Annotated in this window: 24 protein-coding genes; 9 read left to right on the forward strand and 15 right to left on the reverse strand. The window is 37.7% G+C overall.

All coding sequences use genetic code 11. The features are described 5' to 3' along the window. The first annotated feature begins 246 nt into the window (after positions 1-246). The 6 genes from LPB89_RS04735 (at position 247) to LPB89_RS04760 (ending at position 3341) form a co-directional block, all read left to right on the forward strand. Entirely contained in the window at positions 247-543 is a 297-nt protein-coding gene (locus LPB89_RS04735; RefSeq protein WP_230700491.1) for a hypothetical protein, read from the forward strand. 69 nt (positions 544-612) lie between these two features. Beyond that, positions 613-909 (forward strand): hypothetical protein, encoded by a 297-nt coding sequence (locus tag LPB89_RS04740; RefSeq protein WP_230700492.1) that lies wholly within the window; start codon positions 613-615, stop codon positions 907-909. A 26-nt stretch (positions 910-935) separates the two neighbouring features. Next, positions 936-1226 carry a hypothetical protein gene (locus tag LPB89_RS04745; protein WP_154340565.1) on the forward strand — a complete coding sequence of 97 codons (291 nt, stop codon included), beginning with the start codon at positions 936-938 and terminating at the stop codon, positions 1224-1226. Between the two features lie 31 nt (positions 1227-1257). Continuing rightward, positions 1258-1557, forward strand: coding sequence for a PepSY-like domain-containing protein (locus tag LPB89_RS04750; protein ID WP_230700494.1), 300 nt, complete (start codon positions 1258-1260; stop codon positions 1555-1557). A 5-nt stretch (positions 1558-1562) separates the two neighbouring features. Beyond that, on the forward strand, positions 1563-1859 hold the full coding sequence (locus LPB89_RS04755; protein WP_230700496.1) for a hypothetical protein: 297 nt from the start codon (positions 1563-1565) through the stop codon (positions 1857-1859). Positions 1860-1988: 129 nt separating this feature from the next. Further along, positions 1989-3341 carry a sigma-54 dependent transcriptional regulator gene (locus LPB89_RS04760; protein ID WP_230700497.1) on the forward strand — a complete coding sequence of 451 codons (1353 nt, stop codon included), beginning with the start codon at positions 1989-1991 and terminating at the stop codon, positions 3339-3341. On the opposite strand, the gene LPB89_RS04765 is transcribed toward LPB89_RS04760, so the two are convergent. Then, the gene (locus LPB89_RS04765; protein ID WP_370635461.1) at positions 3338-5779 is read right to left on the reverse strand and encodes a hybrid sensor histidine kinase/response regulator; all 2442 of its coding nucleotides are present in this window, start codon (positions 5777-5779) and stop codon (positions 3338-3340) included. The two genes, LPB89_RS04760 and LPB89_RS04765, sit on opposite strands and share 4 nt — an antisense overlap. 201 nt (positions 5780-5980) lie before the next feature. Further along, complete coding sequence (locus LPB89_RS04770; RefSeq protein WP_230700501.1) at positions 5981-7882, reverse strand: S9 family peptidase; 1902 nt, start codon at positions 7880-7882, stop codon at positions 5981-5983. Between the two features lie 1346 nt (positions 7883-9228). Between LPB89_RS04770 and LPB89_RS04775 the strand changes: the two genes are divergently transcribed. The 3 genes from LPB89_RS04775 to LPB89_RS04785 are packed head-to-tail and all read left to right on the forward strand — an operon-like array spanning position 9229 to position 12051. Beyond that, positions 9229-10341, forward strand: coding sequence for an FAD-binding oxidoreductase (locus LPB89_RS04775; RefSeq protein ID WP_230700502.1), 1113 nt, complete (start codon positions 9229-9231; stop codon positions 10339-10341). Further along, a complete protein-coding gene (gene mtgA, locus LPB89_RS04780) occupies positions 10341-11114 on the forward strand; it encodes a monofunctional biosynthetic peptidoglycan transglycosylase (RefSeq protein WP_230700504.1) in 774 nt (257 codons plus the stop codon). The genes LPB89_RS04775 and mtgA overlap by 1 nt, the downstream gene beginning before the upstream one ends. Then, complete coding sequence (locus tag LPB89_RS04785; RefSeq protein WP_230700505.1) at positions 11104-12051, forward strand: lipid A deacylase LpxR family protein; 948 nt, start codon at positions 11104-11106, stop codon at positions 12049-12051. The genes mtgA and LPB89_RS04785 overlap by 11 nt, the downstream gene beginning before the upstream one ends. 25 nt (positions 12052-12076) lie before the next feature. Here LPB89_RS04785 and LPB89_RS04790 read toward each other — a convergent pair whose 3' ends face one another. The 13 genes from LPB89_RS04790 to LPB89_RS04850 form a co-directional block, all read right to left on the reverse strand. Beyond that, positions 12077-12553 carry a hypothetical protein gene (locus tag LPB89_RS04790; protein ID WP_230700507.1) on the reverse strand — a complete coding sequence of 159 codons (477 nt, stop codon included), beginning with the start codon at positions 12551-12553 and terminating at the stop codon, positions 12077-12079. A gap of 43 nt (positions 12554-12596) precedes the next feature. Further along, the gene (locus tag LPB89_RS04795) at positions 12597-13553 is read right to left on the reverse strand and encodes a hypothetical protein (RefSeq protein ID WP_230700509.1); all 957 of its coding nucleotides are present in this window, start codon (positions 13551-13553) and stop codon (positions 12597-12599) included. Continuing rightward, positions 13537-14061: a hypothetical protein gene (locus LPB89_RS04800; protein ID WP_230700511.1), complete on the reverse strand. Its 525-nt coding sequence runs from the start codon at positions 14059-14061 to the stop codon at positions 13537-13539. Before LPB89_RS04800 ends, LPB89_RS04795 begins: the two co-directional genes overlap by 17 nt. Continuing rightward, positions 14054-15241 (reverse strand): hypothetical protein, encoded by a 1188-nt coding sequence (locus LPB89_RS04805; protein ID WP_230700513.1) that lies wholly within the window; start codon positions 15239-15241, stop codon positions 14054-14056. The genes LPB89_RS04800 and LPB89_RS04805 overlap by 8 nt, the downstream gene beginning before the upstream one ends. Next, positions 15241-17145: a type II secretion system protein GspD gene (locus tag LPB89_RS04810; protein ID WP_230700516.1), complete on the reverse strand. Its 1905-nt coding sequence runs from the start codon at positions 17143-17145 to the stop codon at positions 15241-15243. The genes LPB89_RS04805 and LPB89_RS04810 overlap by 1 nt, the downstream gene beginning before the upstream one ends. A gap of 4 nt (positions 17146-17149) precedes the next feature. Further along, positions 17150-18553 carry a GspE/PulE family protein gene (locus tag LPB89_RS04815; protein ID WP_230700518.1) on the reverse strand — a complete coding sequence of 468 codons (1404 nt, stop codon included), beginning with the start codon at positions 18551-18553 and terminating at the stop codon, positions 17150-17152. Position 18554: 1 nt separating this feature from the next. Further along, a complete protein-coding gene (locus LPB89_RS04820) occupies positions 18555-19034 on the reverse strand; it encodes a prepilin peptidase (RefSeq protein ID WP_230700520.1) in 480 nt (159 codons plus the stop codon). 2 nt (positions 19035-19036) lie between these two features. Then, positions 19037-19471, reverse strand: a complete 435-nt coding sequence (locus LPB89_RS04825; protein ID WP_154340580.1) for a type IV pilin protein — start codon at positions 19469-19471, stop codon at positions 19037-19039. A gap of 71 nt (positions 19472-19542) precedes the next feature. Next, positions 19543-20670 carry a type II secretion system F family protein gene (locus LPB89_RS04830; protein ID WP_230700522.1) on the reverse strand — a complete coding sequence of 376 codons (1128 nt, stop codon included), beginning with the start codon at positions 20668-20670 and terminating at the stop codon, positions 19543-19545. Further along, positions 20667-21170, reverse strand: coding sequence for a type II secretion system protein J (locus tag LPB89_RS04835; RefSeq protein WP_230700523.1), 504 nt, complete (start codon positions 21168-21170; stop codon positions 20667-20669). Before LPB89_RS04835 ends, LPB89_RS04830 begins: the two co-directional genes overlap by 4 nt. After that, positions 21151-21495, reverse strand: a complete 345-nt coding sequence (locus LPB89_RS04840) for a hypothetical protein (RefSeq protein WP_230700525.1) — start codon at positions 21493-21495, stop codon at positions 21151-21153. Before LPB89_RS04840 ends, LPB89_RS04835 begins: the two co-directional genes overlap by 20 nt. Then, positions 21470-22681 (reverse strand): polymer-forming cytoskeletal protein, encoded by a 1212-nt coding sequence (locus tag LPB89_RS04845; protein ID WP_230700527.1) that lies wholly within the window; start codon positions 22679-22681, stop codon positions 21470-21472. Before LPB89_RS04845 ends, LPB89_RS04840 begins: the two co-directional genes overlap by 26 nt. A 4-nt stretch (positions 22682-22685) precedes the next feature. Further along, entirely contained in the window at positions 22686-23480 is a 795-nt protein-coding gene (locus LPB89_RS04850) for a toxin-antitoxin system YwqK family antitoxin (RefSeq protein ID WP_230700529.1), read from the reverse strand. Between the last annotated feature and the right edge of the window lie 254 nt (positions 23481-23734).

Below are 23734 nucleotides of genomic sequence, written 5' to 3' on the forward strand. Positions count from 1 at the left end.
ACAGGTTTCAAAAACCTGTCGGGTTTTTGCTTTAAATTATCGAAGTAAACACATTTAGTGTATACTTTTTACACACTATTTCGTAATAGTATACAGTTTTTTACAGTCCTGAATTTTGGCACGTTTTGCTTAATGCCCTATTTTAAAGGGGTTAAGGGGTTTGTCGGGTGGTTTTGAAGTTACGGCACAATAATTTCATTACCTAAAGCGTAAAACAAACTATTAAATAATTTAAATATATACATTATGAAAAATTTATTTTTATCAGCCGCAATCGTTTTGGGAGGTTTAACTTCATTTGCTTCAACTTCTCCAATAACTACTACAATCGTAAAATCAATCTCAGTTCAGGATGAATATACTGAAATCAAATTAGAAGAAGTACCGGCTGCAGTAACAGAAGCTTTGAAAAAAGCATATCCGGATGCCGTACTTTCTAAAGCATACAAAAATGCAAAATCAGAATACAAACTGGATGTTACAGTAGGAGACAAAACAGGAAATCTTTTTGCTAACGCAGACGGAACCTGGATTAAAAAATAATTAGTATTCCCGTGAAGATTCAAATTAAGAATACTAAGATCAAATTAACAATATTAAAAAATAACTACCATGAAAAATTTATTTTTATCAGCCGCAATCGTTTTGGGAGGTTTAACATCATTTGCTTCCACCTCGCCAATCACAAATACAATCGTAAAAACAATCTCGATTCAGGAGGAATATACTGAAATCAAATTAGAAGAAGTTCCGGCAGCAGTTACAGAAGCTTTGAAAAAAGCATATCCGGATGCTGTACTTACAAAAGCATATAAAAATGCAGCTTCGCAATACAAACTAGACGTTACAGTTGGTGACAAAGTAGGTTCTCTTTTTGCAAATGCAGACGGAACCTGGATCAAAAAATAACCAGCTGAACTAAAAAACTATAGATTATGAAAAAATTAATTTTATCTGCGGCTATCGTTCTGGGAACGTTATCCATGCAGGCTGGAAACACTTATGTAAAAAGTGTTGCTATCCAGTCCGAAACCACACAAGACGAATATAAAGAAATTGATGCTGTTCCGGCAGCAATCAAAACAGCTTTAGACAATGCTTATCCGGGAGTAAAACTGGAGAAAGCTTATGTCAATGACAAAAAAGAATACAAAATTGAGATCATTGTGAGAGAAGAGAAATCTACTGTTTACACGGATGCCAAAGGAAATATTCTTAAAAAATAACTAATTATCAATAACCCATAAAACAATCATTATGAAAAAGTTACTATTATCAGCAGCAATCGTTTTAGGAAGTTTAACTGTTAATGCAGCGACAGCTCCGATGCTAAAAAGTTCAATGAATCAATCTGTAACTGTTCAGGATGAGTTTACTGAGGTTACTGCAGACGCTGTTCCGGCAGCAGTTAAATCAACAGTTGAAAAATCTTTTCCGGGTACAAAACTTGAAAAAGCATATGTGAACGAAAAGAAAGAATATAAACTTGAAATCTCTAATGGAGATAAAAAATACACTGTATTCACAGATGCTGCAGGAAACATCATTAAAAAATAATTAAGATGAAAAAGATAGTTTTATCAGCAGCAATCGTTTTAGGAAGCTTATCCATTTATGCCACCTCCATGGTACATTCTGAGGAAGTAAAAATGGAAGCAACTATTCAGAGTGAATATACTGAAATCGGAGCAGATACTGTTCCGGCGGCAGTGAAAAAAGCTTTGGAAGCTGCTTATCCGGGTGCTAAACTGGTGAAGGCTTACGTAAACGATAAAAAAGAATACAAATTAGATATATCAGTTGGTGACCAAAAGGCTACTGTTTACTCAGATGTCAATGGCAATTGGTTAAAAATATAATTAGGTGAATTAGATTTATGTTTTTGGTGAAAAAGAGATTGTTTAAATAACAATCTCTTTTTTTTTGCAAAATTTTGTGAAAAGACAAGTTTAATAGTATTATTTTAGCAAAAAAGTCACAAAAAACAAATGCCAAAGATATTACTAATAGAAGATGATATTTCATTCTGCAAATTATTGGAGAAATTTCTGATAAAAAAACAGTATGAAGTAATTATTGCTTTTTCAGCTGCGGAAGCCCGATTAGCAATTAAAAATCAATCGTTTGATTTGATTTTGACGGATCTTCGATTGCCTGATTCTGACGGAATTGGACTTATGGCCGAATTTAAGGCCTCAAACCCTGAAACTCCTGTAATCCTGATGACAGGTTACTCGGATGTAAATACAGCGGTAAAAGCGATTAAAAATGGCGCTGCCGACTATATTTCCAAACCTTTTAATCCCGATGAGGTTTTGCTCGTAATTACAAATGCCCTGCAGCAAACCACACCGCAGGCAGACGATGCTCCTGTAAAGGAAAAGAAACCGGCCAGAAAACAAACTCCTGGAAATGAAAACGAATTTGTAAAAGGGATTTCCGTTGCCTCAAAAAAATTACTGGACCACATTCAATTGGTAAGCCCAACCGATATGTCCGTGCTGATTATCGGAGAAAGCGGTACAGGTAAAGAAATTATCGCCAAAAGCATCCACGAGCAAAGTAACCGAAAAAACAATAATTTTATTGCTGTCGATTGTGGTGCCATTCCAAAAGAACTGGCTGCAAGTGAATTTTTCGGACACCTGAAAGGATCGTTCACCGGAGCCATCAGCGACAAAATGGGCTATTTTGAAGCCGCTAACGGAGGAACTCTTTTTCTGGATGAAATAGGGAATCTTTCATATGAAAATCAGATACAGTTGCTGAGAGCGCTTCAGGAAAGAAAAATCAAGCCTGTTGGAAGCAATAAAGAAATAAACGTCGATATCAGGATTATTACAGCGACCAACGAAGATTTACGTGAAGCGGTAAAAAATGGTGATTTCCGTGAAGATTTATACCATAGAATCAATGAGTTTTCGATTCTGTCCCCTTCATTGACAGACAGGGAAGAGGATCTGATGGTTTTTGCCGATTATTTTCTGGAGAAAGCCAATCAGCAATTAAATAAGGAAATTATCGGATTTGCACCGGAAGTAGTTAAAATTTTTCAGAACTACAGCTGGCCCGGAAATTTGCGCGAACTTCAGAATTGCGTAAAACGTGCTACTTTATTGTCACGCGGCGATTTTATTGAAAGCGATGTTTTGCCTGCTGAATTTTTCCAAATCCAGAAACAGCAAAATGCGACCGGAAATTTTTCGTTGTCAGATAATGAAAAGGAAACCATTATTCATGCCTTGTCTAAAGCGCAGAACAATAAATCTGAAGCTGCGAAATTACTTAAGATCACCAGAAAAACACTTTATAATAAATTAAAGCAGTACAATATAGATTAAACTATTTCCTGTTTTAAAGAATCAAAAAGTATCTCAGTTTTGGTTTTTAGTTTTGTAAAAACACCTTCCAGGGCATCATTCTTAAACTCATCTTTTTCCAGACCTTTTAGGATAATGGCAATTTCATTAGACTGAATCTGTTTGAACATGGGTGCAATTCGGTGCGCTATAGCGCCAATTTCGGCGGTGTTTGTTTCGGCAATGGCTTTGCTTAACAAAACCAGGTTTTCTTCCGTACTCTCAATAAAGGAGTTGATTACATCTTTTAAGGATTCATTGTCGTTTCCTAAAAACTCTTTTAAGGTTTCCAATGAATACAATTGTGTCGAAGAAATTTCCTGTACAGCTTTGATTTCATCAGCCGGAAGAGGATTATGTTCTAAAATATTATGAATCGTTTCCAGAAGGACTTTTGGCGAATAGGGTTTTTTAATAACAGTGGTAAATCCGGCTTTGCTGTACACCGAAAAATCAAGGTCTGTTCTGCCCGTAAGTGCAATTACTGGCTGGTTTTTAAATGTTGTAGTATTGGAGCTTTTCAGTTTTTCAATAAACATAAAGCCGTCCATTTCGGGCATCTGAATATCGGTAATGATGAAATCGAAATTCGTATTCGAAATGGCTTCTAAGGCTTTTGATGCCCTGTTAAAAGATAAAACATGATGTTTTTCCTGTCTTAAAACCCCGCTCGTTAAATTCAGTAAATTAATATCATCATCAATGACAATAAACGTCTGTTCTTTGACAGGACTGAAAACAGGTGGTTTTTTGATTTCTGAAGGAGTAGTGGAACTATTGTCAAATAGTAAAGGAAGCCTGATTTCAAACGTACTTCCTTCTCCAAAAGTACTTTCAAGAGTTAAGTTTCCTCCAAGAATTGTTATTATTTTTTGGCAAATAGAGAGGCCAAGGCCGGTTCCACCATATTTTTTTTCGATATTTTCATTGGCCTGGGCAAATTCCTCAAAGACTAATTGCTGATTTGCTTTTTCAATTCCGATTCCGGTATCTTCGATGGTAATGACAAAAAAGTTGTTTTCAGTCGCATAGGAGCTGATTTTGATATAGCCTTCTTCGGTGAATTTATAAGCGTTTCCGACAAGATTGGTCAGGATTTGTTTCAGGCGAAAAGGATCTCCGACAATCGTTGTGTTCAGTTTTTCATCAATATTGATAATAAGTTCAATGTTTTTGTTTTTATAAACCGTCTGAATGTTTCTCGCGGCATCCTCAATTACTTCCGGTAACAGGAAAGGTACTTTTTCGATGCTGATTTTCCCGGCTTCGATCTGTGAGAAATCCAGTAAATCCTGAACCAGCTGCGAAATATACTCAGAGGAATTTTTAATGTTTTTAACGAAATAGGATTGTTTGGTATTCACATCCGAATTGCCCAGCAGTTCCGTGTAGCCCACAATCGTGCTTAAAGGTGTTTTTAAATCATGGCTTACGGTCGAAATCAACTGTTCGCGGCTTTTAAGCAGGTTTTTGGTTTTGAAGTTCGCAATTTCCAGCTGTTTTTTATAAAGCTGCGATTTCGAATAATCACTGACAATCAGAATGGAGAAAAAGACAGTTAAAAACAAACCGATAATAGCAGAGACCGTTACGATCTCATTGACCTTTTTAAGCGATTTTTCTTTTAGTGAATTATTTTTGATCGAGTTGATAATGATTTCCCTTTCGATAATACGAAGGACTTTTCGGAGTTGCTCCGAGATGGCAATTTCGTTTTTGAGCAGTTTGTTTTCTTCGAAATTCAGGGATTCCTTTTTCTTTTCTGCTTTTAGTTTTACGTTGCTCAACAGTTTTTTGGAATTGGCCAGAATAGAATCAGAGGCTTGTTTGCTCAATGTGTTGGTACTGTCGTCCGGAATATTCTGATTCAGGTAATCGACATATTTCTGGAGTACATTTCGCTGGTAGCTGCCTAAATCATTCGGGCTTTTCGTAAAATCCTGCAGTTCTAATTTGCGGAGTTTAAACTCCATTTTAGTGATTTCGTTAATAGCAGTATTCACCGAGACTTCGTCCTCGGCTTTGTTTTTTATGGTTTTTAGCTGTTTTATATTATCTGTTTTTTCAGATAACAAATACGTGACACTGTCTAATAATACTTTTTGATATTCCGTGGTGACAATTTGTTTTAAGGTATCAATTCTGGATTTTAAGGAATCCGTTTCGATCAGGTAACTTTTAAAATCATTCTCAGAGTTGGTCTGAATCGTTTTTCGGGCTAAACTTTCCGTTTTGTATACGTTCGAAAAAAGTTTGCTCACCCTAAGGATTTTTGTTTTTTCTAAGGCAATTTTATCTTCAAGTTTGTTATATACCACATTTTCAGAATACAAAAACCATCCAACGGTAACGACTAATCCCAACAGTGCTATATAACTGAAGAGTACTTTAAACGGCATATAACTTCTTTTACTCTCCATAGATGACAACAGTAGTAGGTATTAATGTTTATTATAATCGAAACGCCTGCAATTTATTTAAATTTTTCCCTTTTCAGAAATATATTTAAACCTAATATTTATATAATTGCCAGATTTAAAAAACAAAATAGCTGCAGATTATATAAATCTACAGCTATTTGTATGAAAAGTTTCAGTTTTCAGGTTTTAAATGGATAGGAACTAAAGTGTTTCTTTTAACCATTTAAAAAATTCACCCTGCCAAACCTGAGCGTTCTGTGGTTTTAAAACCCAGTGATTTTCTTCCGGAAAGTAAAGCAAACGGCTTTTGATTCCTCTTAACTGGGCAGCCTGAAAAGCTTCTTGTCCTTGTCCGATCGGTACACGGAAATCTTTTCCTCCCTGAACAATTAAAATAGGCTTGTTCCAATTCTGCACTAAACTGGCAGGGTTGAAAGTCGTATAGGTTTTTTGTGCCACGGCATTGTCTTTTTCCCAGTAAGCACCTCCGAAATCCCAGTTGTTAAAGAAAACTTCTTCTGTAGTTCCGAACATACTTTGTGTGTTGAAAACACCATCATGAGCGATAAAAGTCTTGAAACGGTTGTTGTGAATTCCGGCTAAGTAAAACACGGAATATCCTCCGTAACTCGCGCCAACACAACCTAATCGGCTTTTGTCAACATAGCTTTCTTTGGCCACATCATCAATAGCAGACAAATAATCATCCATCACCTGTCCGCCCCAGTCTTTACTGATTTGTTCGTTCCATTCCACTCCGTGCCCCGGCATTCCGCGACGGTTGGGAGCCACGACCACATAACCTTTGGCGGCCATTAAAGAAAAATTCCAACGGTACGAATACGATTGTGTCAATGCAGATTGTGGTCCGCCCTGACAATATAATAACGTCGGGTATTTTTTGTTGGCATCAAAATTTGGAGGTAAAATTACCCAAACCAGCATTTTCTTCCCGTCTGTAGTGGTTACATAACGTTTCTCTGTTTTGCTTAAGGTTAATGTTTTATAAGTTTCGGTATTGACGTTCGATAATTGTTTCCAGGTATTTTTCTTTAAATTATAAGAAAAAATCTCAGCCGCATGATTCATATCCGTTCTGGTCACAATGATATCATCACCGGAAAAACCAACTAAATCATTGACGTCAAAATCACCATTCGTTAACTGACGAACTGTAATGGCAATTCTGGTCAAACCAGGGAAATTAACGCTGAAAAGTTGTTTGGTGCCATCGACCGGTGCTACAAAAAATACGTTTTTGCCGTCTTTGCTCCAGATAAAATGATCTACCGTTCCGTCCCAATTTGCAGTTAAATTCATTTTGATTCCTTTGAATTCAACAATAATGTCATTTTTGTCTGCTTCATAGCCGTCGCGTTTCATTTGCAGCCACGTCAGGTTTCCCGTTGGGGAAAATTGCGGAGCCATATCGTAACCTAAATTGTCTTCGGTTCTGTTGACTGTTTTCTGAGTCTCTAAATTGTACTCATAGATATTGGTGTTGGTAGAAATAGCGTAGGCAGTTCCTGCTTTTTTCTTGCAGACATACAAGATGCTTTTTCCATCGGGAGACCAGATGTAATCTTCGTCTCCGCCAAACGGTTTCTGCGGACTGTCGAAAGTTTCTCCTCTTAAGATATCAATTCCGGCAGTGCCCTCTTTGTTTTCCTTATAAAAAACATGGTTGAACTTCCCTTCATTCCACGTATCCCAGTGACGGTAATCCAAACCATCGTAAATCTGAGCATCGGATTTGTCGAGGTTGGGATAAAAATCTTTTCCTAAAACGTTATTAATTTTCACTTCTTCATTGTACACCAAAAATTTTCCGTCAGGCGAAATATTTTTGTCTTTCAGTACTTCTTTGGTGTCTTTGATTTCAGTGGCATTCCCTCCGGTTACCGGTAAAGTGTACAATTTAGAGTGTGATTTGTTTTCTTCTATGGAAGGGGTCGTAACCTTAAAAACAATATTTTTTTCGTCTTTTGAAAGGCCAAGCGGTGTTACTCTTCCTAGTTTCCATAACAATTCCGGTGACATTACATTTTGTCCGATAGCGTTTAAACTCATCATTATTAAGGTTGTGAATAATACTTTTTTCATAATTGATATTCTGATTTTTGAGGAGCTAAAAGTACGAATTTTAAATTCCAAATTTTTAAATTGCTTCGCCTATTCGCTATCGCTCGGGTCCAAATTCCAATTTATTGTTAAAACTTTTAATTGTTCTGTCACCCTGAACGGAGTTAAAGGCTGGTTGTAGAAAAAGGGCTTCGACTTCGCTCAGCCTGACATCTGTTAAACCATATAAGTGATATAAGTTCATTTAAGTATGAGGTTTGTTTGTTTTGTTGAGTTCTTAAGATTGTCACCCTGAGCGGAGTCGAAGGCTTTTGGAAATAAAAAGGGCTTCGACTCCGCTCAGCCTGACATCTGTTAAAACCATATAAGTGCTTTGTTTGTTTTGTTAGTTATTGAGATTGTCATCCTGAGCGGAGTCGAAGGCTTCTGGAAATAAAAAGGGCTTCGACTACGCTCAGCCTGACATCTGTTAAAACCATATAAGTAATGGAAGTTCATTTAAGCAGGAGGTTTATTTGTTTTTTTTGTTTATTGAGATTGTCATCCTGAGCGAAGTCGAAGGCTTCCGGAAATAAAAGGGCTTCGACTCCGCTCAGCCTGACATTTGTTAAAACCATATAAGTAATGGAAGTTCATTTAAGCATGAGGTTTATTTGTTTTTTTTGTTTATTGAGATTGTCATCCTGAGCGGAGTCGAAGGCTTCTGGAAATAAAAGGGGCTTCGACTACGCTCAGCCTGACATCTGTTAAAACCATATAAGTGCTATAAGTTCATTTAAGAATCGGGTTGTTTGTTTTATTAGTTATTGAGATTGTCATCCTGAGCGTAGTCGAAGGCTGGTGGAAATAAAAGGGCTTCGACTCCGCTCAGCCTGACATTTGTTAAAACCATATAAGTGTTGTAAGTTCATTTAAGCATGAGGGTTGTTTGTTTTGTTAGTTATTGAGATTGTCATCCTGAGCGGAGTCGAAGGCTTCTGGAAATAAAAGGACTTCGACTCCGCTCAGCCTGACATTTGTTAAAACCATATAAGTGGTGTAAGTTCATTTAAGCATGAGGTTTGTTTGTTATTTATAGAGATTGTCATCCTGAGCGTAGTCGAAGGCTGGTGGAAATAAAAGGGCTTCGACTTCGCTCAGCCTGACATGTGTTAAAACCATATAAGTGCTATAAGTTCATTTAAGAATCGGGTTGTTTGTTTTGTTAGTTATTGAGATTGTCATCCTGAGCGGAGTCGAAGGCTTCTGGAAATAAAAGGGGCTTCGACTTCGCTCAGCCTGACATCCGTTTAAAAAAAACTTTTAAATGAACTTCTATTACTTATATGGTAAAACAAAAAATCTGTATTTTTATAAAAAAATCACTCATGGAATTAAGTTACTGGGAGCTTAAAAATTGGTTCACGGATGTAGATTATACGATCGTTGGCAGCGGAATTGTTGGTTTGCATGCAGGCCTGCGCTTGCGTGAAAAATTTCCGGCAGCAAAAATCCTGATTTTAGAAAGAGGAATGCTGCCGCAGGGCGCCAGTACAAAGAATGCCGGTTTTGCCTGTTTCGGAAGCCTTTCTGAAATTATGGAGGATCTGAAAACGCATTCAGAAGAAGATGTTGTAAAGCTTATCGAAAAACGCTGGCTGGGTCTGCAGCTGCTTCGAAAAAGACTGGGTGATGCCGCCATAGATTTTAAACCACATGGCGGATATGAAATTTTTCTGAAGGAAGATGAAAGAGGTTTTAACGATTGTCTGAGTAAATTGCCTTTTGTAAACGATATCCTGAAACCGCTTTTTAAAGCAGATGTTTTTAGTAAAGAAACAGACCGGTTTGGTTTTAAAAACATTCAGGATTATTTGATTTTTAATCCGTTTGAAGCCCAGATCGATACCGGAAATATGATGCAGGAATTACTGAAACAAGCCGTTGCTGCCAATATTCTGATTCTGAACCAACAGACGGTAACGTCTTATCTCGATAAGGGAAATGAGGTGGAAGTCGTATTGAATGATTTTAGTTTTATTTCGAAAAAAATACTTTTTGCAACAAATGGGTTTGCCCATACGTTAACAAAGGGAGCCGTGCAGCCGGCAAGGGCTCAGGTTTTAATTACGGAACCTATTCCGAACTTAGATATGAGGGGGACTTTTCATCTGGACCGCGGGTATTATTATTTTAGGAATATCGGCGACCGGATTTTACTCGGCGGGGGACGTAACCTTGATTTTGAGACCGAAAACACGACGGAATTCGGCCAGACCAAAATTGTGCAAAATAAATTGGAAGATTTACTTAAAAATGTAATTTTACCAAATCAGGAATTCCGGATTGCTCACCGTTGGAGCGGCATTATGGGAATAGGAAACAGTAAAACGCCTGTAGTGACGCAACTGTCTGAAAACGTGTTTTGTGGAGTGCGTTTAGGCGGGATGGGCGTCGCGATAGGAAGTTTAGTAGGAACAGAATTAGCAGATTTAATATAATGGCAGTCAAAAAACCAGCACCAAAAAAAACAACCGCAAGCAAACCAAAGCCTAAAACAGCTTCAAAGAAATCGAATCGTTCTTTTGGAGAAAAGGTTAAATGGTTTTTTATCAAATTATTTCTATGGTTCTTCGGCCTTTCGATAGGGTCGGTGATCTTTTTTAAATATGTTCCTGTTCCTTTTACGCCCCTGATGCTTATTCGGGCTATCGAAAATAAGATGGGTGGAAAAGAAGTGTACTTTGATCATGACTGGGAACCAATTGAGAAAATTTCAATGAATCTGCAGAAAGCTGTCATTGCCAGTGAAGACGGAACTTTCCTTTCACACAATGGTTTTGATTTTAAGGCACTTCAGAAAGCATACAAAAGCAATGAGCGCGGCCGCAGGATTCGCGGTGGAAGTACGATCTCACAGCAAACGGCCAAAAATGTGTTTTTATGGCAGGGAAAAAGTTATTTCCGTAAAGGATTAGAAGCTTATTTTACCGTTTTGATAGAAGTGATCTGGGGCAAAGAGCGTATCATGGAAGTCTACCTGAACAGTATCGAAATGGGTGATGGTGTGTATGGGGCTTATGCCGCCACCCAACACTGGTACCGACGCGATGCTTCGAGTCTGACCCCGATGCAGGCTGCAGGAATTGCGGCTATTTTGCCTAATCCAAGAAAGTTTAAAGCCACCGGATCGTCGAGTTATATCAACAGACGTAAAGAAAGAATAGTTCGTGAAATGCGCGCCGTTGGAAAAATACATTATGATGGGAAATAGAAAAGCCTTTTTAGTGCTTCTGTTATTGACATCAGCATTCACTTTTGGACAGGGAAAAACCAGCGAAATCGGATTTATAACCGACAATGATTTATATACCTCTTCTAAAAATGATATGTATTATACCAATGGCTTAGAACTGTTTTATCGTTTTTTGTCGAAGAACGAAAATCCGAAAATCAATAAGAAAATAACCGAGTTTCGGGTAGGGCAGTATATTTACAACCCGAGATATATTAACATTGAAGCCCGGGACAATAATAATCGCCCTTTTGCGGGATATCTTTTTGCCGAAGCGGGCCGAAGTTTTTTCTATAACAGTGAGTCGGTTTTAAAAACAGATTTCCAGTTGGGTTTTGTCGGACAAAATTCGTTGGGAAAAGAAATGCAGGAAGCATTCCACCATGTCATCGGATATAAAAAGGTCTATGGATGGGAGAATCAGATTCATAATGCTTTGGGCGTACAGGCTCATGCGCTGTATTCGAAGAAATTATTTCCAAGCCGCCATAACGATTTTATAGATCTTCATTTTCAGTCGGAAGGAAATCTGGGTACTATTTTTACAGGAGTTTCCACAGGTTTTTTAACCCGCATTGGCTTTAAGAAACTGCTTCCGGTTTACGATTCCAATTTGCATGATGCGTCAGTGAGTGCTGTATTGCCATATACCGTGAGAGAGTTTTATTTCTATGCGATACCGAGTGTTAATTATCAGTTTTATGATGCGACCATTCAGGGAAGCCTTTTTAATAACGAAAGTCCGGTTACTTTCGATTTGCAGCCGCTGCGTTTCAATGCCGAGTTTGGGCTGAAATACCGTCATGATAACTTCAACTTTTCCTATGCTTTTATTTACCACGGCAGGGAACTGGACAGCCACGAAATAACAGGTTCTTTTTATGGCTCGATCCGTCTTTCGTATCTGCTGAACTAGAAAATCTTTTAAAAACGAAAAGGGATTAAATTTTAAAACGTTTAATTATTTTCTTTTCCTTATTGAAATCTACTTCCAGGGAATCACTGGATATTTTTTTGATCGTCAGTCCGTCAACAAGATCGTTTTTTCGTAAACGAAACATTTTAGAATCAATTTTCAGGATTACCATTTCTCCACGCGAATCTTTTATATAACCGTGATAGGAGATCGCAGGCCATACGATCAAATGTTTCATTGTTGGTGCAGGGGCAGCTTTTTTAACTGGAGCAGAATGGCTGGTATTCGGCACATATTGTCTTTGCGGACGGGAAACAACTTCCTGAACCTGCTTGTTTAAGAAAGGGTCTCTTGCTACATCTTCCAGGGCAAAAGTATCTTTGTTAATCTGGTTGAATTTAACGGTAGGCGATCCTGCGGAGTTGTTAACGGCTAATTCCTTAGAGGTAAAAAACCGGTTGATCGTTTTGTAAAAAACAGAACCCCATAACCCGAGTACCACGACGATTAAAATTATATTTATCTTTTTCTTGACCATCTCTGTACTAAATTACGGTGAACTTAAAGGGTACGCTGTAGGCACTTACATTTCCGGCTGCATCTGTCGTTTTAATTCTCCAGTAATAATCGCCTAATGTGGTAAAAATACGCTGATAAGACGTACTTGCATTATTAGTCGGGAAAAGAATGGTTGTAAAAGTACTGGTGTTGGAAAATTCAATCGTGTACAAAAGAGGAGACTGGATTGTTCCGGTATCCGTAGGAGAAACCCAGGTAAATGTAGTCGACACATTGTTGGTAATAATCGCATTAACAGCCGGAAGGGAATTCACAGGCACCCCCGGTACCACAGTATCAATAAAGAAATTCCTCGATGAGAACTGGGCGGTCTGACTTGTGCTGTTGATTCCTCTTACCTTCCATTGGTAATTGGCATCTTTTGTTAAATTAGTGCTGTTCAAAGTAACCGATGTTTCGGTAGTACTTTCGGCTTTATAGACTGATTCACTGGTGGTTGTGTTAATGACTTCAACATAATAGCTGGTAGCAGCAGCCAGTTTTTGCCATTTGATCGTTACGTCAGCACTGTTTTTATACACATTGTTATCCGGACTTGTCAATACCACCTGCTGATTGCTTAAGTCATCGGTTGTGACCATTGAAAAGTTGGAAATACCGGAATATTTGGATTCATACGCAAAGTTTTCTCCTCTTACTTTCCATTGGTAACTCCCTGTCAGTAACGGGATGTTTAAACTGGTTTTGGCGACCAGCGAATCGACCACAATAGTTTGGTTGATGTCCAGCACCTGCAAACGGTATTTTTTGGCTCCGTCAATCTCGTTCCATTGAAAATTAACGACATTGCTTTCTATGGTAGTATTGTCTTTTGGTGATACTACTTCTATGGTATCGTCTGAGATGTCTTCTTCAAAAACATCTTCGCAGGATACAAGCAGCAGAACGAAAAGAAACGGTATAATTTTATTTAGTGTTTTCATAATTTTGAAAAATCATTTTTAAATGTAAAACTTCAGAGGTGTTGCTTTTTTTGACGGTGTAAAAATTCATGCTGACCATTCTTGAAAAATCAAACTTTTTTTCAAAATCATAACCTAAGGCCAGCAGCTGGTTGCAATTTCCGGTGACGTCAAGCTGATTGCTGATAATCCGGTAATTTTCATCCGAAAAAACATGGGTGGGCTGTAAATCATTGATGGAAACTTTGGGATTTTCAGTAGAAGCAAAACTGATGATGCCCTGCTGTACCATCTCTTTTGTGATGCCTTCTTTCCCGATGACACGATCCAGATAGTTGATTTCCTTGGTTAAACCTTCTGTGTTATTGGCTTTTTTGTTGATCTGATTCGTTTTTTCAGCTAAGGTCCTGTACTCGTTTATGACCTGAAATAAAGTATGGAAGGATCTTTTGTATGCTGTTATCAGCAGCATCACAAAGATCAGGACCAGTGCCGTGAATTTCTTTTTATAGGAATATTTCTCAAACATCTTTTATCGTGATTTTTATTTCAAACTGCGATTTATTTTTCTTGTCTTTCTTAAAACTGATGATTTCAAAATTCTTAAGCCAGCTCATTTTTTTTAATTTTTCCATCCAGTTGTTGAAGGACGTTTCATTAAAAGTCTCGCCTTTAATGACGATTACTTTGGCTTCAAAACCAATTTTCTGAGTGGCTTTTACTTCTTTGCTGACTGGAATAATATTCAGACCCGTTAAAGAAATGTCACCCGGAATTCCTTTTATAATTTCATAACTGTAAAAGGAAAGAAACTTCGAGGATAAAAATCCGGACTCGTTTAACAGCTGCTGTTTGTTTTCTTTTTGTTTTTCCAGGTCAAGAATTAATTGATACGATTGACTGGAATACACATTCTGAAGGTTGAGTTCTGCATTTTTGGAACCGTAATACTGGATTAGCAGATAACTCAGCAGCAGACTGGATAAAAAACCGACAAGCATGGTAATCCCAAGGATGTTGAATGCTTTTTTGTAAATGATTTCCTCTGTACTTAAACTTTCGTCTGTGGTTTTGGAAACTTCTTTCTGCTGAATAAAAAAGTGAACGATAATTCCGTAGAGCGAGAGGAACTTATTTGAAATAACGTCTTTCCCAATCGTATAGTTTTCTCTTTTTACAGGTTCGGCCTGCTTGGTGAACTGAACAAGTTTTCCGTTGTCAAATTCTAACAGTAAATCGTTTGATGTTATAGTATCTTTTTTCACAGCATCGTATAACAACGCCGCTAAGAAGGAACCAATGTAAATATCGGCTACCTGAAAACCTTTTTTAAGGAATTTATCCGTAATTTCATTGACGATGTTTTTCCTGCAAAAGCTCATGAAATTACTGCCGGAGCCAATAATGCTGGTGTGGTAAATCGATTCAAAGTCAATGTTTTTGTACCAGTTGACATCACTTTCGGTATTGAAATTGATTTCTTTATTTAAAATACCTTTTCCGTCAATAGCCAAAAGTACCGGAATCTTAAGATCAATGTTCCGGGCGACTTTGTCAAAAGTATCAAAAGAGGTATTGCTTACAATATCTATTTTGTTTCCTTTTTTCTTCACGGTAAGTACATAATAACTTTCCTCATCCTCTTTTCGGATGATTCCAATTACATGCAAATTGTTTAGCTTTATTATTTTAGATAAAAACGTAATCATTAATATACCACTGTTGGTTTAATAAAAATGTGCAATTTCGAATTGGTTTTGGCCTTTTTCCTGCTGCTGAAAAACCATTTGATAATTGGAATTCTTGACAAAAGAGGAGTTCCGGAACCGGCATCTTCCTTTTTCAGTTCATCCAGACCGCCCAGTAAGATCATTTCACCATTTTTGACACGAACCAAAGATTCAAATTTTTGTGTTGCTTTTCCGGGAGGTGCCGTTTCTCCGGCTCTTCCAAGGAATGAACTTTTTTCGACCACAATGGTAAGCGTTACATTCTCGTCTATGGAAACAAAAGGTTTTATCGAAAGACTTAGATTCGCGTCCGTAGATTTCCACGTACCTGAATTTAGGATATCATTTCCGATGTTGCTGTTGATTAACCGGTTGCTTTGTTCGAAATAATAGCTGGTTTCCCCAATAGATAATTTTGCTTCATGTCCGCTGATGGTCGCGATTTTCGGCGTAGATTCTACTTTTACAATCGAGTTGTTTTCCAGTAATTTCAGATTCAGGTAAAAAGCCTCCGTTACTTTTCCGAGTTTAAAAATTCCGAAACCATTAAAGGCTTCGATCAGACTGTTTACAGAAGTCGAATTTACCGTCACATCTGTCGAAGGAAATAAGGTTCCGCCGGTGACCTGTTTGTTGATTTTATCCAGTCCGGCTTTCATTCCGGTCTGTACATCATGGGATTTGTTGTATTGTACAATGATGACTTCAATCTGTACCATTGGTACCACTTTGTCAATCTGTTTGATATAAATTTTTAATTCTTCCAAGATTGATTTCGATCCCGAAGCTACCAGACCGTTTAGCTCGACAAATTCCTTGATTTCGAGTTTCTCGGAAAATACTTTTGGTAATGAAGCCAGTACCAGTTCAATCGACCTGTTTTCCAGTTGAATAATTTCGGTAGCGCGCAATCCTTCTGCACCTTCTTCCCCGATTAGGTATAAATTATCCTGTTTTTTGAAGGTGTATTTTTTTCCTTTGAAAATATGAAACAACAATTCGTCAAAAGTGATGTTATCGGCCGAAAGCGTTGTTTTTTCATTCTCCGGTTTGTTGTACAGAAAATAATTCACATGCAGTTTTTCTGCTGCTTCGGTTAATAAATCGGAAGCATCGGCAATATAGGCTTTGACAGACAAGAGGCCGTTTTTATTTACGGTTACTTCATAATACCCCGGCACTCCGGCACTCGATTTAGGCTGTTTTGCTTTTTGGGAACTACCATTTACACTAACTGCCCCGTCTTTGTTTTTTTCGATGAAGTAAAAACCGTTTTCGTCTTTGGTCGCAATCAGATCATTTGATTTAGAAATCATTTCGATGACCTGATCAAAGGGACGGTTCAGTATATAGGAAGAAACGCGGAGGTTTTTTACTTCCGGTGCTAAAACTAAGTTTTTCCCTGATTTATCTATGATTGCTTTTGCAACTGCCGATAAGGTATCGTTTTCTAATTTAACCGATAGAAAATCGTTTTGGGAGTTGTAGCTGACATCAATAATTTTGGGCGCTTTTTTCTCTACAATCGTGACTGTTTTTCTCTTTTTGAAGATAATGATATTGTTCGTAAAAGTAACTTCCAGATCGTATTTCTGTACCAGGTGAATGAACACGTCTTTTACGGTTACATCAAAAAAGTTATTGGACACGGGTTGATTTAATTCGGTATCCACATCAATGTTCAGCTGGTGTTCTTCGGCTATAGAAGAAATAAAGTCGTGTAATGTTAATCCTGAAACGTCTATTTTAATAGCTTCATTAAGTCCCTTTTTCTGGATGGAAAGGTCGTCCAGTTTCTTGCTTAATTCGTTGATGTCCTGTTGCGCAATAATACTATTTGTAAAAAACAGTACCATAATGATGTAACCTAATTTTTTAAACATTTATTTATAAGTTAATTAAAATAGAATATATTTCTTCTAAAGCCGTTTCTCCTTCGGCCAAAATATCAAAAGCTTTTTCTGATAGTGATTTATAATTTTCATCGTTACTGAATAACTTCGTAACGGTATTGTTTTTTATGGCTTCGGTGATAACGGAATCAATGGTCAGTACTTCATAAATAGCCGTTCTTCCTTTGTATCCGGTATGAAAACACTGATTGCAGCCTACTGCTTTGTAGTATGTTTCGATTTCGTACGGAAATTTATAGTTCATAGGGAAATCTTTTTTGGTACAAGGCACTTCCTTTTTACAGTGGCTGCAAAGTTTTCGAACCAGTCTTTGTGCTACGGACAGGTTTAAGGTTTCCGCGATCAGATAGGAGGGAACGCCCATGTCTATCAATCTGGAAATGGTACCTACTGCCGAATTGGTATGGATCGTAGACAATACCAAATGCCCGGTCAAGGAAGCCCTGATGGCCATTAAGGCCGTTTCGGAATCCCTGATTTCCCCAAGCATGATGACATCGGGATCCTGTCTTAAAAAGGATTTCAGCGCAGAAGAGAAAGTCAGACCAATATCTTCTTTGAGCTGTACCTGATTGATTCCTTTTAAAGTATACTCGATCGGGTCTTCTACGGTGACTATATTTCTACGGCTATCATTAAGCAATCGTAATGTCGCGTACAATGTTGTTGTTTTTCCCGAACCGGTTGGTCCGCTGATCAGGATAATCCCGTTGGGTTTTTTTACCGCTTCCAGATAGTGTTCCAGTTCTTCTTCCTGAAGGCCCAGTGTACTTAAATCGATATTGGAGGCATCCTGGCCTAATAAACGCATTACGATCTTTTCGCCAAAAAGGGTCGGTAAAATCGAAACCCTGATGTCAAAAGAATCATTGGTAATCCTTCCGTCCTGCGGCAATCTTTTTTCGGTAATGTTCAGTTTTGCCCTGATCTTGATTTTGTTGACCAGCTCGAGGTAATTTTCGCGTTCTACTTTATAACGTTCAATTAGCTGTCCGTCGATCCTGAACCGGATTCGGGCGGAACTTTCATAAACCTCAAAATGAATATCACTGCATTTAAGTGATTTGGCTTCTTCCAGTAAACTTTCAAGGAAATCGCCTTTGTCGAAATTCAGCGATTTATTAGAACTCGTCACTCTTTCTTTTCTGTAATAGATAGAAAGTGCTTTTTCAATCTCATAGGAGGCAATCGGAGTGAAGATGATGTTTTTGCCTAAAAAAAGTTCAAGCTCTTCTTTGGCATCGCCATTATTATAAGATTCATCCACATACAATTCCAGCGTATTTTCTGAAACGGATTTGGGTAATATTCGGTATTGGTTGGCAAGATCGCCGGATACGATATGCTGATTTTCGGAATGAACGATGATATCCTGCATATTAGATCAGTGTAAGTTTTGGATAGAAGGAACAATAATCTTTTATCAGGACAATAATTAAAAACAATGCCGAAAAACCGGCTAAAGGAACGGTATGTTCCGTAAGAACTTTTTTAAATGCAAACTGTAAAACCAGGGCAAAAACCATGGAAAGTATAAAAAATACAATGAAATTCGGAAGTATAAAAAGCGGAGTGACCGCCACATAAAAAAGCAAATCGCCCAAACCGAAATAATGTTCAAACGGATTTAAAAACTGCTTGTTTTTCAGGCTCATATACAATACAAGGATGCCTAAGGTAACGAGAAAAAAGGCTGTGTTTAACAGCATGTTTTTAAACGAAAGCGACTTGAGGTAAATGATGTACAGGGAAAACAGGAAAATAGCCAATGGCAACAGCACATGAATACGCCTGTATTTCCAGTCCTGAAAAAACACAAACAATAAAACCGCTAACAAAAAAAGTAAAGGTGTTTCCAAATTTATTCTTTTGTTACTTCAGTTAACATTTTCTTGCTGTCTATTTCCCAGGTATTAAAATTTCCGTCACCATCTAAATCAGAAGTGGCAGTAGCTCTGGCCAGAAAAGAATCGTTTGAGGCCTCGAGGATTTCGATTTTGTACACTGCCTGTCCGCCTTCGTCAACGGTCTGCTCTTGTTCAAAACCTAATTCTTCTAAGCTATTGGAGTATTTTGAATGTCTGTAAAAATGACTTTTCTGTAGTCCGTACACCTGATTGAGCATGGCTTGCGCCTCAATGGCTTTGGCCTGACCAATTACGGAAGTCTGATTGGGTAAAACCATTAACAATAAGATTCCAATAATGCATAATACAATTAAAATTTCTGTTAACGAATATGCTTTAATTGTAGCTTTTTTACTATTTTTTAATAATTTTTTAATCCTTTTTAACATTTGTATGCATTTATTTATTAAAATATGTTAATACTTTGGCGGCAAAAATACAAATTGTAATGAAACTATTACTATTTATTTATGATTTTACTTAAATCAAACATTGGGGCATACATCGACACCATAATGACCCCGACAATTACTCCAATCACTATGATAATCATGGGTTCCAGAATCACTCCGATCATCTTGGTCTGATGGCTTATTTCCTCATTGTATTGTTCGGTAAGCCGTTCAAACATAGTCTCCAGCTGGTTCACCTGTTCGGCTACTTCCACCATCGAAACCATTTTGTTTTCAAACACGTCGTGCTTTTTTAGGCTTTCATTTAAAGAAGCACCGCGCGTGATATCGTCCTTGATTTCGTGAATGGCCATTTCGATAGGGTAGAACCCAATCATTTTGGCTGTAAGGGACAGTGAGTTGATTAATGTGGTCTTAGACGTAATCAGTAAATTCATTGCCTGGCAAAAACGTGAGATGTAAATTTTACGGATGAGGTTTCCGAAATACGGTATTTTTAAAATCATTTTTGTGGTCAGCGCCCTGTAAAAATCTTTTTCCTTCAGCAAGGCATGCGTGATAATTAATCCGATGATGATGGCCAGTACAATACTGAATATCGTTCCCGAATGATTCGATATTTTGATAATCACCTGTGTGCTTTTCGGTAATTCGCTGCCGAATTGTTTGAACACGGAACTAAACATCGGAACTACTTTGTTGAGCATAAAATAAAGTACCAGCACCGTTACGATCATCACAATTGCAGGATACGTCAAAACAGAAACAACCTGTCTTTTCATCTGGATTTTACGGTTGAAGTATTTCTGCAGTTCGGCAAGGACTTCTTCGAGTTTTCGGGTTTCCTCCCCAATCTGAATGCTGTAATATTCGTAAGCCGAAAACTGATTGGTTTCCCGCATCGACTCGTAAATACTTCTTCCTTCAATAACCTTGTCTTTGATTTGAAGGATAATTTCCTTCTCAAATTTATTAGCGGACTGATTGCTCAGGATTTCGAGTGCTTTTTTAAAATCAACACCAGATTTGAGCAGCATGCCCAATTCACGATAGAAAATTTCTTTTTTCTTGTCCGAAAGTTTTTTTGAGAATTGAAAGGACGAAGTACCTGACGGCAGTTTAAAATCCGTTTTTTCGGCCTTTGGGGCTTTGTATGTACTTAAATCAAGACTCATGGTTTGGGTGTTTTTTGTAATAATTCATTCGCATACACTCTTTTGTAAAAATTCAGGGACGATTCTTTTTCATTAATGGTTACGTTCAGTTTCAGTTTTAGGAAAAACAATTGCTGTGATTTGCTTTTTACGGTATCCATAACAATCTGTTTGAGCTGAATCTTAAACGTGTCAATAAAAGTTTCATTCGTTCGAACGGTATAATCTTCCTGAAAATTATAGTGCACCTGTTCTCCGGCATATCCTTTGAAAGAGAGTTCATTGTCGGTCCGGTTCATTTTTTCTTTTTCGAAAATATCTTTGTTCAGGCTGTAGGTCAGTCGGTTTAAATCGTTAACGAGCTGGTTCTGATTTCTAAAATCCAGCATTCTTTCGGTTACAATAGAAAATATGGCGAACAAAATGCCCATGATAATGGCTGTAATGGCCATTCCGACAAGCGTTTCTATAATCGAAAACGCCGGAACCGAATTGTTACGATTAAGGATTGCTTTCGACATAAAAACTTTTTTCAAACTTAAATTGCAAGCTGTCTTTGTACTGGACAGAAATTTTTTTCAGGCGGTCGTTAATCACCTCTTCTTCGATCAGCAGGTTTTCATCCTGACTTTCATATTGTAACGAATCATTTTTCAGTTGCGATAGAAAGAATAACTCATTGACTTTATTTTGGGTGCTGTAAAATTTAGCCGATGTCCTTGGCGTAAAAACAGAAGCAAATACAAGAATGGCAAAATACAGACAGATCGAAATGATCGTCAAAGCAATAACTGACTCCAATATGGAGTTTGCTTTTACACTATAATACTTTTTTAAGAATACCATAGCGGGTTTTTTGAGTGGTGAATAATGGGATCGAAATAAAGTAATCCGGCCGTTTGTCCGAATTGATTTCAAGATCAGCAATGGTGTTGTCGTAGGAGGTAGCGCCGGTTTGTATGAAAAAGCGGTTGGTGTAAACCGAGCCGTAAACGGTGCTCCTCAAAAATAATTTTCCGGTACAGTAAATATCGCCGAAGATCAATCCTTCTTCGGCTATCTCCATGCTGTTTTTGTCTAATTCCTCTATCGAATTGCCAAATAATACGACTGCACCGCTTATGATGCTTTCTTTCTTTATTTTTATTTTGCTTTCTGCTTCGTTGGCATTGTATACACAAATGACGGATGGATAATTGAGCACGACTTTTTCTTCGAGTTCAATTCCTTTTGTCGCAAAGGCCTGAACGGTTCCTTTAAAACCGGCTTCGAAGGTAATTTTTGGAGCGATGAGGATTACATCTTCCAACACGGCATTTTTCTGGATGCGGATCGAGTCTTTCGATCTCAGAATGAAATTGCCTTTGAAGATGACGTTGGAAAGCCTGGAGCTCACCTCAATTTCTTTGGTTTCGCTTGTAAAAGAATTATAGTACAGCGAATCTTTAGGTCTTTCGATATCTTTTAAAGCGGTTCTCCGGCCTTGCGTCTGCGCGAATATTTTTTTGAATTCCGGATTAATCTCCGGCAGTGCAAGATCTGAAACGGTCACTTTTCCGTTATTGGTTATTTTGTTCGCGCCGCTGGTAATATAGGAAGTTTCAATAAAAACAGAAGGCAGCTGGCTGTCCCCCGTTAATTTTACCGTACCGGAATACGAAAGTGCTTTGGAAATGTTGGTCAGGTAAATAGCGGTTTTGTCCGTGCTGAAACTGCCGACAAAATGAGCTGAGGTTACGGTGTCATTTCCAATAGAAGATTCTGCCAGCAACAAAGTAAGCAAACCGTACGATCTGGTTTTGTAATTTCCTTCGATACCGGAGTTTTCGTCTTTTTCAATTTCTTGCGGAAGGATTTTATTTCCCAAAGCAAAATTAACCACCGACTGGTTCTGAATATATAATTCTTCCTGCAGGTTGTAATATAAATTAAGCTGATTGTACAAATTGGCAAAATACAAAAGCGCACCGCATATGATCGATACGATTAGACAAATGTAAATGGCGTACAATAAACTATGAGCCTTAACCATTAGCTTATTGCTTTTTTGTAAATATGTTTTTGAAGAATATTTTGGTTTTAGAGTCTTTCTGTGAAGCTTTATCAGCGGCTTTCTTTTGTTTTTCAGCGGCCTTTTCTTTTTCTCTCTCTTTTTGCTTCTGTTCTTTTTCTACTTTCTCTTTTTCTTTTGCAGCAGCTTTATAGGAAGCAAGGGTATTCAGGTCCGAAGTGCTTTCCAGTTCCTGCGCCTGTTTTTTGGACGCTTCAAGTTTGGTCTGTTCTTCTTTTAGTTTGTATTCCTGGGATTTTGAGATTTTTTGTTTTTTGATCACAAGAATTCCTTTTTTGTACACCAGTGTATCTTTCTTCTCGTAATTAATCCACACTCCGGTTTTTACGCCTTTCTTGTATTTTCCGGTTTCGGCAAGAATGCCCTTATCGTCATATCGCAAATAATCTCCGGATCTTAAACCTTTTTTCCAGTTCTCGGTAGCTTCAATCGTTCCGTTGGTATGCCAGGTTTTCCATAAGCCTACTTTTAGGCCTTCCTTAAACTGACCTTGTTCCGCCAATTGGTTGCTGTGGTACATTTTTACGAATTTATCGTGAAGGAGCGTTCCCGCAATACCGGCTTCGGCACTGTGAATCGCACCGCCTTTGAACCAATAGTATACTTTGTGGTCTTTTATTTTTATAATTTTGTCGGTGGTGTAAAATTCATATCTGAAGTTGGCATCAGAAATACGTTTGATAGCATAAGGATCCGAAAAAGAAATCAGAAACAAACTAAAAAAAAACAATAAAAAGCCGGGTAATACTCTTGTTTTCAATGTGGTATTTTTTTTAATAAAACTGGGGCAAGATAAACTTTTAAAATTCTTTTACAAATAAATAATGTAGGTTTTTTAATGATAAAGAAATGTTACAAAATGAAGATTCAAATTGTATTCTATACCTTTCTGAAATCAGGTTTTATTTTGGTTATTTTTATATCTTTGAAAGGCTGAAAAATGCCTTTTAGTGTAGTTTTGACGATTTTTTATTAGAGCTTGAGTTCTTATAGGTATTGGCCTGATGTTATTTT

Source organism: Flavobacterium sp. ENC (genome assembly GCF_020991415.1).
In the GTDB taxonomy this organism is placed as follows: domain Bacteria; phylum Bacteroidota; class Bacteroidia; order Flavobacteriales; family Flavobacteriaceae; genus Flavobacterium.

Bases quoted from the DNA above. Each gene is read 5' to 3' on its own strand.
- LPB89_RS04735 (WP_230700491.1), top strand. From the start codon at position 247: ATGAAAAATTTATTTTTATCAGCCGCAATCGTTTTGGGAGGTTTAACT.
- LPB89_RS04740 (WP_230700492.1), top strand. From the start codon at position 613: ATGAAAAATTTATTTTTATCAGCCGCAATCGTTTTGGGAGGTTTAACA.
- LPB89_RS04745 (WP_154340565.1), top strand. From the start codon at position 936: ATGAAAAAATTAATTTTATCTGCGGCTATCGTTCTGGGAACGTTATCC.
- LPB89_RS04750 (WP_230700494.1), top strand. From the start codon at position 1,258: ATGAAAAAGTTACTATTATCAGCAGCAATCGTTTTAGGAAGTTTAACT.
- LPB89_RS04755 (WP_230700496.1), top strand. From the start codon at position 1,563: ATGAAAAAGATAGTTTTATCAGCAGCAATCGTTTTAGGAAGCTTATCC.
- LPB89_RS04760 (WP_230700497.1), top strand. From the start codon at position 1,989: ATGCCAAAGATATTACTAATAGAAGATGATATTTCATTCTGCAAATTA.
- LPB89_RS04765 (WP_370635461.1), bottom strand. From the start codon at position 5,779: ATGGAGAGTAAAAGAAGTTATATGCCGTTTAAAGTACTCTTCAGTTAT.
- LPB89_RS04770 (WP_230700501.1), bottom strand. From the start codon at position 7,882: ATGAAAAAAGTATTATTCACAACCTTAATAATGATGAGTTTAAACGCT.
- LPB89_RS04775 (WP_230700502.1), top strand. From the start codon at position 9,229: ATGGAATTAAGTTACTGGGAGCTTAAAAATTGGTTCACGGATGTAGAT.
- mtgA (WP_230700504.1), top strand. From the start codon at position 10,341: ATGGCAGTCAAAAAACCAGCACCAAAAAAAACAACCGCAAGCAAACCA.
- LPB89_RS04785 (WP_230700505.1), top strand. From the start codon at position 11,104: ATGGGAAATAGAAAAGCCTTTTTAGTGCTTCTGTTATTGACATCAGCA.
- LPB89_RS04795 (WP_230700509.1), bottom strand. From the start codon at position 13,553: ATGAAAACACTAAATAAAATTATACCGTTTCTTTTCGTTCTGCTGCTT.
- LPB89_RS04800 (WP_230700511.1), bottom strand. From the start codon at position 14,061: ATGTTTGAGAAATATTCCTATAAAAAGAAATTCACGGCACTGGTCCTG.
- LPB89_RS04805 (WP_230700513.1), bottom strand. From the start codon at position 15,241: ATGATTACGTTTTTATCTAAAATAATAAAGCTAAACAATTTGCATGTA.
- LPB89_RS04810 (WP_230700516.1), bottom strand. From the start codon at position 17,145: ATGTTTAAAAAATTAGGTTACATCATTATGGTACTGTTTTTTACAAAT.
- LPB89_RS04815 (WP_230700518.1), bottom strand. From the start codon at position 18,553: ATGCAGGATATCATCGTTCATTCCGAAAATCAGCATATCGTATCCGGC.
- LPB89_RS04825 (WP_154340580.1), bottom strand. From the start codon at position 19,471: ATGTTAAAAAGGATTAAAAAATTATTAAAAAATAGTAAAAAAGCTACA.
- LPB89_RS04830 (WP_230700522.1), bottom strand. From the start codon at position 20,670: ATGAGTCTTGATTTAAGTACATACAAAGCCCCAAAGGCCGAAAAAACG.
- LPB89_RS04835 (WP_230700523.1), bottom strand. From the start codon at position 21,170: ATGTCGAAAGCAATCCTTAATCGTAACAATTCGGTTCCGGCGTTTTCG.
- LPB89_RS04840 (WP_230700525.1), bottom strand. From the start codon at position 21,495: ATGGTATTCTTAAAAAAGTATTATAGTGTAAAAGCAAACTCCATATTG.
- LPB89_RS04845 (WP_230700527.1), bottom strand. From the start codon at position 22,681: ATGGTTAAGGCTCATAGTTTATTGTACGCCATTTACATTTGTCTAATC.